Annotated in this window: 8 protein-coding genes; all 8 read left to right on the forward strand. The window is 40.4% G+C overall.

All coding sequences use genetic code 11. The annotated features are described in order from the left end of the window. Positions 1-5 precede the first annotated feature (5 nt). Positions 6-977: a methionyl-tRNA formyltransferase gene (fmt, locus tag HMPREF0106_RS20840; protein WP_009039001.1), complete on the forward strand. Its 972-nt coding sequence runs from the start codon at positions 6-8 to the stop codon at positions 975-977. A 67-nt stretch (positions 978-1,044) separates the two neighbouring features. Then, positions 1,045-1,695 (forward strand): ribulose-phosphate 3-epimerase, encoded by a 651-nt coding sequence (rpe, locus tag HMPREF0106_RS20835; protein WP_004313068.1) that lies wholly within the window; start codon positions 1,045-1,047, stop codon positions 1,693-1,695. Positions 1,696-1,703: 8 nt separating this feature from the next. Further along, the gene (locus HMPREF0106_RS20830; protein WP_004313066.1) at positions 1,704-3,797 is read left to right on the forward strand and encodes a ComEC/Rec2 family competence protein; all 2,094 of its coding nucleotides are present in this window, start codon (positions 1,704-1,706) and stop codon (positions 3,795-3,797) included. 46 nt (positions 3,798-3,843) lie between these two features. Next, a complete protein-coding gene (locus HMPREF0106_RS20825) occupies positions 3,844-4,881 on the forward strand; it encodes a DHH family phosphoesterase (RefSeq protein ID WP_009039002.1) in 1,038 nt (345 codons plus the stop codon). Positions 4,882-4,999: 118 nt separating this feature from the next. Beyond that, positions 5,000-5,689, forward strand: coding sequence for a DUF4827 domain-containing protein (locus HMPREF0106_RS20820; RefSeq protein WP_009039003.1), 690 nt, complete (start codon positions 5,000-5,002; stop codon positions 5,687-5,689). Between the two features lie 37 nt (positions 5,690-5,726). After that, positions 5,727-7,115 (forward strand): phosphoglucosamine mutase, encoded by a 1,389-nt coding sequence (gene glmM, locus HMPREF0106_RS20815; RefSeq protein ID WP_004313060.1) that lies wholly within the window; start codon positions 5,727-5,729, stop codon positions 7,113-7,115. Between the two features lie 814 nt (positions 7,116-7,929). Further along, the gene (locus tag HMPREF0106_RS20810; protein ID WP_009039004.1) at positions 7,930-11,889 is read left to right on the forward strand and encodes a helix-turn-helix domain-containing protein; all 3,960 of its coding nucleotides are present in this window, start codon (positions 7,930-7,932) and stop codon (positions 11,887-11,889) included. Between the two features lie 282 nt (positions 11,890-12,171). Next, positions 12,172-15,309: a SusC/RagA family TonB-linked outer membrane protein gene (locus HMPREF0106_RS20805; protein WP_004311032.1), complete on the forward strand. Its 3,138-nt coding sequence runs from the start codon at positions 12,172-12,174 to the stop codon at positions 15,307-15,309. The last annotated feature ends 7 nt before the right edge of the window (positions 15,310-15,316 follow it).

Here is a 15,316-nt window from a genome sequence, read left to right on the forward strand (position 1 = left end):
AAAATATGAAGAAAGAAAATTTAAGAATAGTATATATGGGAACTCCCGATTTTGCGGTAGAGGCCCTGCGCCAATTGGTAGAAGGCGGTTATAATGTAGTGGGTGTGATTACAATGCCCGATAAACCTGCCGGACGCGGACATAAGATTCAATATTCTCCTGTCAAACAATATGCGCTCGAACAGAATTTACCGTTGCTTCAACCGGAAAAGTTGAAAGATGAAGCTTTTGTGGAAGCGTTGCGTGAGTGGAAAGCGGATTTGCAGATTGTAGTTGCTTTCCGTATGTTGCCGGAAGTGGTATGGAATATGCCGCGACTGGGTACATTTAATCTTCATGCTTCTTTACTTCCTCAATATCGTGGAGCTGCTCCTATCAACTGGGCGGTTATCAACGGTGATACGGAAACCGGGATTACGACTTTCTTTTTGAAGCATGAGATAGATACCGGAGAGGTCATTCAACAGGTACGTGTGCCTATTGCAGATACGGATAATGTAGAAGTGGTACATGATAATTTGATGATGTTGGGAGGAAAACTGGTTCTTGAAACAGTAGATGCTATACTGAATGGAACGGTCAAACCAATTCCTCAAGAAGAAATGGCAGTTGTCGGTGAACTCCGTCCTGCTCCGAAGATATTTAAAGAAACTTGCCGGATTGACTGGAACCAGCCGGTGAAGAAGATCTACGATTTTATCCGTGGACTATCACCTTACCCCGCTGCCTGGAGTGAACTGATTGCTTCCGAAAAAGCAGAAAGTGTGGTCGTGAAAATATTTGAAAGTGAGAAAGTTTATGAATCACATCAATTGGCTGCCGGAACAATCGTAACTGATGGCAAGAAATTTATGAAAGTAGCTGTACCGGATGGATTTGTATCTATTCTTTCTTTACAATTACCCGGTAAAAAACGACTGAAAACAGATGAGTTGCTTCGTGGTTATCACCTGGAAGATGGGTGTAAGATGGAGTGATCTGACAATAAGATAGAATAAAAACCGTCCCGAACACGAGACAATTAGAACCTAAAATAAAAGAATTATGAAACCGATTATCGCTCCTTCTATTCTTTCTGCCGATTTTGGATATTTGGCAAAGGATATTGAAATGGTAAACCGCAGTGAAGCGGAGTGGGTACATATTGATATTATGGACGGAGTATTTGTTCCGAATATTTCATTTGGCTTTCCGGTACTGAAATATGTAGCGAAGTTAAGTAAGAAGCCGTTGGATGTGCATTTGATGATTGTGAATCCGGAGAAATTCATTCCGGAAGTAAAAGCATTGGGTGCTCATACGATGAATGTGCATTATGAAGCTTGTCCACATCTGCATCGGGTGATTCAACAAATCAGAGAAGCCGGGATGCAGCCTGCTGTAACGATCAATCCTGCTACTCCTGTAGCTCTTCTGCAAGATATTATCCGGGACGTGTATATGGTGCTTATCATGAGCGTGAATCCAGGATTTGGCGGGCAGAAGTTTATCGAACATTCGGTAGAAAAAGTTCGTGAACTGCGTGCCCTGATTGAACGGACAGGTTCGAAAGCCCTGATTGAAGTAGACGGTGGCGTGAACCTGGAAACAGGAGCCCGTCTGGTTGAGGCGGGAGCCGATGCGCTGGTGGCTGGAAATGCTGTCTTTGGTGCACAGGATCCGGTAGAAATGATTCGTCAGTTGCACGAACTGTAACTAATCTATTGAATTCCTTTTATATCCATCGATATCCATTTATACGCCTGCTTATCCCTTGGATAGCAGGCATTTTTTGTGGAGATCATTTTTTTGACCGTTCATGGGATCCCCTTTGTGGTATTCTCTTCTTTGGCTTTTTTGCTGTATTGTCTTTTGCTCTTTATTTTCTGAAACGCTATTCGCTGCGATGGTGTTTTGGGATAGCTATCTCCGCTCTTTGTTTTACGGGAGGATGGCTTGGGATGACTGGACAATTGCAACAGGCTGTCTGCTCTTTTCCGAAAGAAGAAACTGTGTACCGGGTTTTGATAACGGATGCAGCTCAACCAAAAGAACATACTTACCTCTGTCAGGCATTATTAAAAGAACGTCGTGATACTGCGGGCATATATCCGATAGGACATACTGCGGTTCTTTATCTACAGCAAGATTCGTCTGCCTCCCGTTTGAAGAGTGGAGATGAACTGCTGATTTCTGCCCGCATTTCTCCTCCTCTTAACAATCGAAACTTTGATGAATTTGATTATGCCCGCTTCCTGATGCGGAAAGGTATTAGCGGAACAGGATATGTTGCATCCGGGAAATGGATAAAATGCGACGGAATGAATAACTTTGACCTCAAAAGTGTAGCCAGCTCTTGTAGAAGAAACGTGGTTTCACTTTATCAGGAACTGGGATTCAACGGGGATGAACTGGCAGTACTTTCAGCACTAACAATAGGAGATAAGACAGAATTAAGTGATTCGGTTCGTGAAAGTTATTCGGTAGCAGGTGCAAGCCATATTCTTGCTTTATCCGGTTTGCATATCGGACTTTTATATACAATGCTTTTTTTCATTCTGAAACCTATTGCCCGAAGAGGAAATATAGGTAGATGTGTGCGTTCTGTTTTTCTTCTTGTCTTATTGTGGACCTTTGCTTTTTTTACAGGGCTTTCTCCGTCGGTAGTACGTTCGGTCAGTATGTTTTCGATTTTAGCTATGGCGGATATGGTTGGTCGTGAACCTTTATCTTTAAATACATTGGCAGTAGCTGCGTGGTTGATGTTATTCTGCAATCCTGCATGGCTGTTCGATGTTGGTTTTCAGCTCTCTTTCCTTGCTGTTGCTTCTATTTTGCTTATCCAAAAGCCGATCTACCATTTGATTACCGTGAAAAGTAGAATAGGAAAGCATGTTTGGGGACTGATGAGTGTATCTGTTGCCGCACAAATAGGAACAGCTCCGCTTGTTCTGTTTTATTTCTCCCGATTTTCCGTGCATTTTCTGTTGACGAATTTAGTTGTTATTCCTTTGATTACGATTATCTTATATGCTGCTGTCGTAATGCTTCTTCTGACTCCTTTCTCCTGGCTTCAGATAGGAGTGGCCGGAGGTGTTAAGAAGCTGTTGGAAGGACTTAATTTCTTTGTCCGATGGGTAGAACGGCTTCCTTGCGCTTCTATAGATGGAATTTGGCTTTATCAGTCAGAAGTGCTAGGTATCTATATTGTTATCGCTCTGCTAACCTATTATTTCATGAATCGCCGATACCGGAATCTGCAAATCTGTCTTTTTTCTATCTTGTTGATGGGGACTTATCATGCAACACTGTATTGGCTGGATTGTCCTCAAACGAGTTTAGTCTTTTACAATGTGCGTGGTTGTCCGGCAGTACATTGCATAAAAAGTGACGGGCAATCCTGGATAAACTATATGGATACTCTCTCCAATGAAAAACGTCTGAAACACATGACAGCTAACTATTGGAAGCGTCATCACCTTCTTCCTCCCCAAGAAATAACGGCTGATTGCCGGCACGCTGAACTTAACCGTCAACAGCAGATTATATCCTATCATGGTTGTCGTGTATGTGTCATAAACGATAACCGTTGGCGAAACAAATCCACCGTTTCTCCGTTATATATTCAGTATCTTTACTTATGCAAAGGATATGACGGTCATCTGGAAGAACTCGCCCAGGTCTTTTCTTTCTCTTACGTCATATTGGACGCGTCCCTCTCGGAATACCGCAAACACCTACTTGAAAGCGAATGCAAGAAATCCGGTCTGCGATTTATCTCTTTGTCCGACGAAGGTTCTGTCCGCTTTTTGCTCTAAGTACAAAGATTTATCGTACATTTGCACCTTGATAAAGTTTAAGAGTATGTTGACGAAAGTAATTGAACAAGCCAAAATAGACCATTTTACCAAATGGTTTGAACGAGCTGACAAAATAGTAATTGTATCCCATGTTTCTCCTGACGGCGACGCTATTGGTTCATCATTGGGATTATATCATTTCCTGGATTCACAGGAAAAAACAGTAAACGTAATTGTGCCGAATGCCTTTCCCGATTTCCTGCGATGGATGCCGGGCAGTAAGGATATTCTTTTGTATGACCGTTACAAAGATTTTGCCGATAAGTTGATAGCCGAAGCTGACGTAATCTGTTGTCTCGACTTCAATGCATTGAAGCGTATTGACGATATGGCAGACGCTGTGGCTGCATCTCCTGCGCGTAAAATCATGATCGATCATCACCTGTATCCCGAAGATTTCTGTAAGATTGTAATGTCCTATCCTAAGATTTCTTCTACTTCCGAATTGATATTCCGGCTGATTTGTCGTATGGGATATTTCAGTGATATCACGAAGGAAGGTGCAGAATGTATCTACACAGGCATGATGACAGATACAGGAGGATTCACTTATAATTCAAATAACCGGGAAATTTATTTTATCATCAGCGAGCTGCTTTCCAAAGGAATCGATAAGGATGATATTTACCGTAAGGTGTACAATACCTATTCGGAGAGCCGTTTGCGTTTGATGGGCTATGTATTGTCGAACATGACTGTTTATCCGGATTGTAATTCGGCATTAATCACATTGACAAAAGCCGAGCAAAGTAAGTTTAACTATATAAAAGGTGATAGCGAAGGCTTCGTAAACATCCCCCTTTCCATCAAGAATGTTTGTTTCTCCTGCTTCTTGCGGGAAGATACAGAGAAGCCGATGATTAAAATCTCCCTTCGTTCGGTAGGAATCTTTCCATGTAATCAGTTAGCCGCTGAATTTTTCAACGGTGGCGGACATTTGAACGCTTCGGGCGGTGAGTTTTTCGGAACGATGGAAGAGGCAAAAGCGGTCTTTGAGAAAGCGCTTGAGAAGTATAAACCTTTGCTAACAGCGAAAAGCTAAAGATGGAAGGTTAAAAGTGAATATGGAAAGGTTAAAAGATACGAACTTTCAACTTCGCCCTTTCAACTTTTAATGATTTTGAGATACATTTGTGCGGAATATAGCTAAATAACAGATAATGAAGAAACTTGTATTTTTATTTCTCTCTTTGTTAACCGCCGGAAGTCTGTTCCAGGCATGCGACAATTCGAAGACTTATGCAGAAATGCTGGAAGACGAGAAAAATGCGGTGAATAAGTTCATCAAAGATAATGATATTCGTGTCATTTCACTGGAAGAGTTCGAACGAGACACTGTTACGGCTTCAAAAGAAGCTGGGGATGGATATGACGAATATGTTGCTTTTTCCAATGGCGTATATATGCAGATCGTAGATCGTGGCGGGAAAGATGAAGATAAAAGTGAATTTGAGAATGCGGTAGACACTTTTGCTAATAATAATGTCATTTGTACTCGTTATGTAGAAAAGGATATGATGACAGGAGAGGTTACTTGCTTCAATGTACCTTTAGAAGAATGGATGGATGCTCCTGATTATTATAAGTTTCCATTAACATTCCGTTATGTACAAAACGCGTCTACTGTTTATGGGATCGTTTTATCCGGTAGTTTGGAATATGATTTATTATGGGTTAATCAAGGTTATGGAACTGCAATTCCATCCGGATGGTTGATTGCCTTACCTTATTTGCGTAATAATGCACATGTACGCCTGATTGTACCTTCTAAGATGGGGCATACAACTGCACAACAATATGTCAATCCTTATTTCTATGATATCTGGAAATTTGAGAAAGCAAAAAGCTAAAGCACTAACATTAGATAAATCTTTTAGTTAAAAACCTATGACTCTAATCAAATCTATCTCTGGAATCCGCGGAACCATCGGCGGAGGAGCGGGAGAAGGACTGAACCCGCTTGACATTGTAAAATTCACCTCGGCTTATGCTACTTTAATTCGTAAGACCTGCAAAGCGAAGAGCAACAAGATTGTTGTGGGACGCGATGCCCGTATCTCAGGTGAAATGGTAAAAAACGTAGTAGTCGGTACATTAATGGGAATGGGCTGGGATGTAGTAGATATTGATCTTGCTTCTACTCCGACCACAGAACTTGCTGTGACAATGGAAGGTGCCTGTGGCGGTATCATCCTGACGGCTTCTCATAACCCGAAACAGTGGAATGCACTGAAGTTACTGAATGAACATGGTGAATTTCTGAATGCAGCCGAAGGCAACGAAGTACTTCGTATTGCTGAAGCAGAAGAATTTGACTATGCCGACGTAGATCACTTGGGTTCTTACCGCAAAGACCTGACTTATAATCAGAAACATATCGACAGTGTATTGGCTCTCGACTTGGTAGATGTAGAAGCTATCAAAAAAGCTGATTTCCGGGTAGCTATTGACTGTGTAAACTCGGTAGGCGGTATTATTCTTCCCGAACTTCTTGAACGTTTAGGTGTGAAACATGTAGAAAAACTCTACTGTGAACCTACCGGAAACTTCCAGCACAACCCCGAACCGCTTGAAAAGAACCTCGGTGACATCATGAACTTAATGAAAGGTGGAAAGGCCGATGTAGCTTTTGTTGTAGACCCCGATGTTGACCGTCTGGCAATGATCTGCGAGAATGGCGTAATGTACGGTGAAGAATATACATTGGTTACTGTTGCCGACTATGTACTGAAACATACCCCCGGTAACACTGTTTCTAATTTAAGCTCTACCCGTGCTTTGCGTGATGTAACTCGCAAGTATGGAATGGAATACAGCGCTTCTGCCGTAGGCGAAGTAAATGTGGTAACGAAGATGAAAGCAACCAATGCCGTTATCGGCGGTGAGGGAAATGGTGGAGTAATTTATCCTGCCAGTCACTACGGACGTGATGCATTGGTAGGCATCGCATTATTCCTTAGCCATCTGGCTCACGAAGGAAAGAAGGTTAGCGAGCTCCGTGCTACTTATCCTCCTTACTTCATTGCTAAAAACCGTGTAGACTTGACTCCGGAAATCGATGTAGATGCTATCCTTGCAAAAGTAAAGGAAATCTATAAGAACGAAGAAATCAACGATATCGACGGTGTGAAAATTGACTTTGCTGACAAATGGGTACATTTGCGCAAGAGTAATACAGAACCGATCATCCGTGTGTATAGTGAAGCTTCTACTATGGAAGCTGCCGAGGAAATCGGTCAGAAGATAATGGATGTGATTAATGAATTAGCAAAATAATATCCTGCAAAATAGGATTTTATTTATAACATTTGAGTCTCGTATATCATAAAGATAACTGAATAAGTTGTCTCATTGATATACGAGACTTTTTATTAGGATGATATCCACTGAATGATAATAGTTACTCTTCTCCTTGAGTATTAACAATAAAGTTTCTTTTGATTAAGTCTAAACTTCCTTTCGTCTAATAGTAAACTTCTCTTTTGTTATTTACAAACTTAAAATGAAAGCTTCATTTTTATAAATGCAAGCTTTGTTTTTAAAAACGGAACCTTTGTTTTTATAAATGAAGATTGCATTTATAGATTGGAAGGGATGAAAAGCAACTTTACTGTTAATAAAAAGAAAGTTTGGACTTAATCAAGAGCAACTTTTCTATTAATAGATTACATGAGAAGTAAGCAGTGTTGAGAGAGAAGTAATCAACAAAGCTTACTTCTCTGCGTCGTTAGCATAGATACACCACAAGAATATCAATTGGTATACAACTTTATAGGTCTTATATCAATGATAAACACATGGCTTAAATATGCATATTGATAAACGTACGGCATGAAAATAAAACTGATTGCATTATTTATAATGATGAGATCATTGAAAAATGGAAGAGGCAGACTCTTAGATTGTGTGAACTTAGTAGTGAAGTAATTGTTGAAAAATAGAGGTACTTGATAAAATAGAGTTGCATTTTCCGTATAAAAACGTATCTTTGTGTAAAGAGAATCAAAGACATCGATTATTAATGGCTATTTTTTTCGCACTGCGAAACAAAACATATAAGCGATTGCCTGATATTTAATAGATGATATTAATGATTAACACAATGAAAATGCGCTTGATTTTTCCTTTTGTTCTATTGATTTATTCATTGATCTGTCAGGCAGATGGCGGTAAAGATTCATATATCTTCCGGAAAGTAGATTATCAGCAAGGATTATCTAATAGCGCTGTGCTTTGTCTTTTTCAAGACAATACAGGGTTGATGTGGTTCGGTACTTACGATGGCGTCAATTGTTATGACGGCAGAAGCATGGAAGTTTTCCGTTCCGATTTTTCAGCTCCCAAGGCTTTGAGTAACAACGTAATCCATTCTATTCAGCAGGCGGATAATAATTGTTTGTGGATTTCTACCCATTTGGGGATCAATCGTCTTTCACAGGATTCACGGCAAGTTGTCGGATATTATGACTTTACAGATGATTATTATCTACATTCCAATTCTAAAGGAAACACATGGGTGGTGAGTCATGGTGGAATTTTCTACTATAATACATCTTATAAACGATTTATACAGATTAAGAATCTGAAAGTACCCGTAGAGGATATGGATAAACGGGCGTTCGTCACGGATGATGGTGTTTTGTGGATTTTCACTCAACAAACAGGGGAGCTGTTACAGGTTTCGCAGGATGCTTTTGATTGTGACACATTATCAATTCATTCAACTGTTTCATCTACTAGTTTTCATGCGAAACCTATTGAAGATGTCTTTTATCAGAATGGCGTTCTTTGTTTTATCGATAGTGAGCATGATCTTTATGTTTATGATATTTCCCGACAATCTAAAATTTATATTCGTAACCTTTCTTCATTAGTGCAGAAGAATGGAACTATTGCAGGAATAGCCCTTTTCTATGAAGATATTATTATTGGTTTTCGAACGAATGGGTTAGTCCGTCTCCGTACTTCACAAAAATATAAAGAAGAAGTGGTCGACCGGAATGTACGTATATATAGTATTTATCGAGATCCTCATCAGAATGTCTTATGGGTTGCTTCAGACGGACAAGGAACGATTATGTATGCTAAGAAATATTCTATTGCCACCAATTTGATGCTCAATCAACTGTCATCTAACTTAAGCAGGCAGGTACGTTCTGTTATGACAGACAATAGTGGTGGGCTATGGTTCGGGACGAAGGGGGATGGACTGTTGCATATACCGGATTATCGTGAGAATGAGGAGGCTTCTGCCGTTACAGTTTACTCTCCTGAAGGTAAGCAAAATGTTGTGTCTTATATACGATGGAATAAAGAATTTCCTGTTTATAAATTGGTTCAAAGCCGTTATATGGATGGCTTTTGGATAGGATCTGGAGATCCGGGACTATTTTACTATTCTTTTGAAGACAAAGCTTTGCATTCTGTGGAGAATCTGCCGGCACAACCCACCGAGATACATGGCATTTATGAGGAAAATGATAGTGTACTTTATGTGGTGACAGCCGGTTCCGGTTTTCATAAATTAATACTTGAGAAGCAGGCAGGTACCATTCGTTTCAAGTCGCAGAAAAGTTATCATTTTTTTCACGGTCAGCGAGAAATTACGATGTTCTATCCAATGCTGCCCGAGGGGGATTCTATTTTGTGGCTTGGCAGTCGGGAGAAAGGACTCGTACGGTTTGATAAGCGGACTGAAGAATATAAAGTGATTTCTTTGAAAGAAATGCTTCATAAGTCGGTAGACGATGTGCTTAGCCTGTATCGGACCAAAGAAGGGTTGTTATATGTAGGGACAACATCAGGATTGGTATGTTTGAATTCTAATGGCAAACAGATGAAAGCTACCTATATCGGACGGGAGCAAGGTTTGCTCAATGATATGATTCATGGTGTACTTGAAGATGAGAACGGACTCTTATGGCTTGGTACGAATCGGGGGCTGATTAAATATAATCCGATAAATGGCTCATCACATGCCTACTTTTACAGTGCAGGTGTTCAAATCGGTGAGTTTAGTGATGATGCTTATTACATGTGTCCATATACACAGGAGCTTTTTTTCGGTGGGATTGACGGGTTGCTTTATTTGGATAAAGAGGTGCAGGCTGCTCCGGAATTTTATCCGGATATTTTGTTACGTAAGTTGACTGTTGGACATACGCAAGTGGTTCAGGGGGATGGAGATTACTATACAGACGATGGTAAGGCATTACAGTTGAAGGGGACGGAGGTTTCATTTGCACTTTCTTTTGTTGTTCCGGATTTTTTATCAGGAGAAGATATAGAATATTCTTACCAGTTGGAAGGATATGATAAGGATTGGACCTCTTTTAGTAGTATTAATGAAGCCTCATATACAGGAGTGCCGGCAGGTGATTATATCTTTAAGGTACGCTATAAGAGGGATGTATTTGATACAGAATATCGGCATTTTTCTATTCCGGTATATATCCTTTCTCCCTGGTATCGATCGGTGGCGGCTTATTTTGTTTATTTGATCATTTTTTTGTTGTTGTTAGGGTACGTGATATATTTGCTACGTAAAAACTACCTTCAGGAACGGATGATGAAAACACTGATGGGGACAGAAAGTTGCCGGAAATCCGAGACTGTATATACAAACCGTAGGATGCTTGAAGATTTTACTCTTATTTATAATTATTGTGACCAATTGCGTGCAGAGAATCTTTCTTATGAGCAATGTCTTGAGAAAGTGTCACTGATACGCGAAACTGTGATGAGCGCACTTCTTAATCCTGACGCTCTGTTTTTGGAAGAACTTAAACAATTCTTTCCGGATCGGTTTATTGTTTCTGCGCGTATGAGTATACAGGGAGTTTCTCAAGAGGTGTTGCGTACGTTGGAAGAACAAGGGATTGATCATTCTTCTATATCGTCAATGATTCCGGAACACTTAACATTTCCAGTTTACAAGAATGCGTTATACAGTATTCTTTATTGCTGCTATCTCCGGATTACTGAAATGAAGGGTACTCATGGCGTAATAGTAGAAATGTCAGAACAGGATGGTAAGATGCAGCTACATTTTTCTTCTAAAGATGCTACTGCGAAAGCGTTGTATGAATATCTTTCAGATAAAGCTTCTTCAGTGACGGAGAAAGATTCCGATCATGTGTTTGTTGTGCATTTACTTTTAGGTTTTGTACGGTCAGCTTTGGAACGTATTCATGCCGTTCTTCGTTATGATGATGATGAGAGTGGTAGTCGGTTGACGATTATCTTTGAACCGGCGGTCTTGACAGTAGCAGGTGAACAAGGGAAAAAAACTGTGCTTTTGTTGGAAGACAGAGATGAAATGACTTGGTTGATTAGTAATTTCCTGGCTGATGAATACGTGGTTCATCAAGTAAAGAGTGTGCAGCTTGCTTTTGACGAAATTCGTCGGTCGGCTCCGGCTCTATTATTAGTGGATATGACAATGTATGCCAATGCTGAAAGTACTTTTATGGAGTATGTTAGCCGGAATCGTACTCTGCTTTCAAAGACAGCTTTTATTCCATTGTTAACCTGGAAAGTTGGTTCGGCCATTCAGCGGGAACTGATCTTGTGGTCTGATTCTTATATTGTACTTCCTTATGATATATTATTCTTGCGGGAAGTTGTCCATAATGCTATTTATGGAAAGCGGGAAGCGAAGCAGATATATATGGAGGAACTGGGAGATTTGGCGGGACAGATTGTCTGTACAACTACCGAACAAGCTGATTTTATTCGTAAATTGTTAAAGGTGATTGAAGAAAACCTGGACAAGGAAGAACTGGGCTCAACGTTGATCGCTGATCGTATGGCAATGAGTTCCCGTCAGTTCTATCGTAAATTCAAGGAAATTTCCAATACTGCTCCCGGTGATTTAATAAAGAGTTACCGTATGGAAAAGGCAGCCCGCCTGTTACTTGATGAAGAACTTTCTATTCAAGATGTTATTATGGAGGTCGGTATTTCCAGCCGGTCTTATTTTTATAAAGAGTTTACCCGTCGGTTCGGGATGACACCGAAAGATTATCGGGAACAGCGAAAGGTATGCTGATTGTCAGGTTAAATTCTTTCGTATAGGTGATTAGTTGGGAAACATTATTATTTATTTGTTTGTCACAACCTTGTGCTCTAAATTCCTTTTGTCGATTTTATTGTATTGATTATTAGTGTGTTAATCTGTGCTCTAATTTACCATTCTGTGCTTTAGATATGTGTCTTTATTTTGCCGTTTTTTTGGCAAGGTAGAGCATTGGACTTTTATTCGAATAGCCTTTATTTGCAACAATCTTTTTAAAGGGAATTAACCTTATTACTAATCAAATTTAAAGGAATTATGAATGAAAAACTAAAGTATCTTACCTTATTTGTAATAGGTATGATGTTGAGTTTGGGCATGAATGCTCAATCTGTAAAATCAATCTCCGGTACGGTAACCGATGATCAGGGAGAGGCGGTTATCAGTGGTACGGTGAAAGTTAAAAACGGTAGTACAGGAACAATCACTGACATTAACGGTAAATACACTCTCTCTGTTCCTTCCAATGCCACCTTGGTGTTTTCGTATATTGGTTATATCACACAAGAATTTAAAGTCTCGGAATTAAAGAGTAATGTTCTGAACGTAGTTCTGCAATCGGATACGAAAGCACTGGACGAAGTAGTCGTTGTAGGTTATGGTACCATGCGCAAATCAGACTTGACGGGTTCCATTTCCACAGCCAAAGGTAAAGACATGCTGAAAGCACAATCATTCAATGCGCTTGACGGATTGAAGGGTAAAGTGGCCGGTGTGAATATCTTCTCTAATACCGGTCAGCCGGGTGGAGAATCGCGTGTCATCATTCGTGGTATTTCTACTATCAACGCGTCGGCATCACCGCTGTACGTAGTAGATGGAGTGGTGATGTCAAACTTCGAATTGCTTAATCCGAATGATATCGAATCTATCGAAGTATTGAAAGATGCTTCCTCTGCTGCCATCTATGGTGCCCGTGGTGCGAATGGTGTTATCATGGTGACTACCAAGCGCGGTAATGCAGGAAAAGGAGTCCATGTTTCCTATGATGGTTCATTGTCTATCGGTAAGATGGCTAGAAAAATAGATGTAATGGATGCTAACGAATGGATGTCTACCTTCAAGCAGGGATTGGAAAATGCCAACGAATTTCAAGGCAAGAACTTCACAACTGATCTGTCACAGATATTCACAGACGAACGTTTGTTCAATGCAGACGGTTCTCCGAAATATAATACCAACTGGCAGGATGAAGCATCCCGCACTGCCATCTCTCATAACCATCAGATCAGTATCCAACGTACAGGAGAAGGATCTTCTATCGGAGCATTCATCAATTATACCGATCAACAGGGTATTTTGTTGAATTCTTACTTCAAACGTATCAATGCAAAATTGGCGTATGATGACAAACCGACTGATTGGCTGTCTACTTCCGCTAATTTATTAGTAAATCATACTTGGGGTAATAGAACTTCTGATAACCCTTACGGACAAGGCGCATTGCGTACGATGATCGAACAGTTGCCTTTCTTACCGGTTAAGCTGGATGGTGAATATACGCAGACGAACATTATTAATACAAGCTCTATTCTCAATAATCAGACTGATCCTAATAGCGGAAAACAAGGATTCAGCCCGGAAGGTGTAGGTAATCCCGTTGAGTTGCTCGAACGGATGCAGGCTATGCAATATCGTACGCAGATTTTTGGTAATGCTGCTTTGACTTTCCATCTCATGAAAGGATTGGATTTGAAGACCCAGTTCGGTATCGACTACCACAATAATCGTGATGCTAACTATACGCCGTTCACTCCGCGTCCGATGATTAATCAAAGTTCCGAGGGAGCAGCTTCTGCAAATAACTCCAACTCTTTGTATTGGCAGGAAGAAACCTATTTGACTTATGTGAAAGATATAAACAAACATCACATTAATGCAATGGCGGGTATGTCTTGGCAAGAGTATAATTATACCAAATTCGAAGCTTCCGACAGTAAGTATATTGATGACTTCTACGGATATTATAATTTAGGTTCCGGAACGAACCGTCCTTCTGTAGGCAATGATTACGACAAGTGGGCGATGAACTCTTATTTCTTGCGTCTGGCATATTCTTATGACAACAAGTATATGGCTACCGTAACCGGTCGTTATGATGGCTCTTCCAAATTCGGACAGAACAATAAATATGCATTTTTCCCGTCAGTCGGCTTGGGTTGGATGATTTCTAATGAAGACTTTTTGAAAGATAACTCATTGATCAGCAAGCTGAAATTACATACTTCTTACGGTCTGACAGGTAATTCGGAAATTGGTACATATAAATCATTGGCTACGGTGAGCCAGTCGAATACGATCATTGGTGATGCTCTGCACGTAGTGTCTTATCTGGACAATATGCCTAATCCGGACCTGAAATGGGAAAAGACAGGACAGTGGGACTTAGGATTCGAGTTGGGTTTATTCAATAACAGACTGAATTTCGATATTTCCTATTATTATAAATATACTTCAGATTTGTTGCTCGACCGTCCGGTTCCTGAATCAACAGGCTACTCTTCCATTATGGATAATATTGGAGCCGTTTCCAATCGTGGTGTAGATATTCTGGTTACAGCATATCCTATTCAGACACATGATTTCCAGTGGACTTCCACTCTTAATTTAGGTTTCAACAAAAATCGTGTAGAGAAACTGGATGAAAGTGCATCTGTTGATCCTGTCACCGGTAAGCGTCAGATTACAACCGATGGTTTTGTGGGTTACGATATGTTGATTCGTGAAGGTGAAGAGCTTTCTTCTTTCTATGGTTATAAGCGCGCCGGTATTTACGATGGTATTCCGTCTAACTGGGATCCGGAGACAATGAACATACCTTCCACTATCGGTGAAAAGGTAACTTATAAGAAACGCGAAATTATTGGTAACGGATTGCCTGACTGGATGGGCTCATTTATCAATACCTTCAATTATAAAGGTTTCGATTTGACTTTAGACTTCCAGTTTACATGGGGGGTAGATGTGATGCAAGAATATTATCACTCTACTGTAGCCCGTTTCCTGACTAACGGTATAGACCGTCTTTATAAGGAAGCATGGCATCCAACTCTCAATCCGTCGGGTAAAGAACAGGCAATTCGTCTGAATAACTTTGGTCAGGGAGCTAATAACCAGGCAGATGATGACTGGGTTTGCAATGGTTCTTATTTGCGTTGTAACATGATTCAGCTCGGATATACCTTCAATCCAACATTGATTAAGAAGATCGGTCTGTCTTCATTGCGTTTGTATGCGAATGTGAATAACGCGTTCCTGATTACTTCTAAGGACTATAACGGATACGATCCGGATAACTCATCTCGTTTAGGTGACAACAAATGGGGGGCTAACCGCCAATTCTTCACCTATCCGCGTCCGAGAACGTTTACGTTCGGTCTTAATGTAGCATTTTAATTCACCG

Origin of the sequence: Bacteroides sp. D22 (assembly GCF_000163675.1) — a bacterium.
Lineage (GTDB): Bacteria > Bacteroidota > Bacteroidia > Bacteroidales > Bacteroidaceae > Bacteroides > Bacteroides xylanisolvens.

Bases quoted from the DNA above. Each gene is read 5' to 3' on its own strand.
- fmt (WP_009039001.1), top strand. From the start codon at position 6: ATGAAGAAAGAAAATTTAAGAATAGTATATATGGGAACTCCCGATTTT.
- rpe (WP_004313068.1), top strand. From the start codon at position 1,045: ATGAAACCGATTATCGCTCCTTCTATTCTTTCTGCCGATTTTGGATAT.
- HMPREF0106_RS20825 (WP_009039002.1), top strand. From the start codon at position 3,844: ATGTTGACGAAAGTAATTGAACAAGCCAAAATAGACCATTTTACCAAA.
- HMPREF0106_RS20820 (WP_009039003.1), top strand. From the start codon at position 5,000: ATGAAGAAACTTGTATTTTTATTTCTCTCTTTGTTAACCGCCGGAAGT.
- glmM (WP_004313060.1), top strand. From the start codon at position 5,727: ATGACTCTAATCAAATCTATCTCTGGAATCCGCGGAACCATCGGCGGA.
- HMPREF0106_RS20810 (WP_009039004.1), top strand. From the start codon at position 7,930: ATGATTAACACAATGAAAATGCGCTTGATTTTTCCTTTTGTTCTATTG.
- HMPREF0106_RS20805 (WP_004311032.1), top strand. From the start codon at position 12,172: ATGAATGAAAAACTAAAGTATCTTACCTTATTTGTAATAGGTATGATG.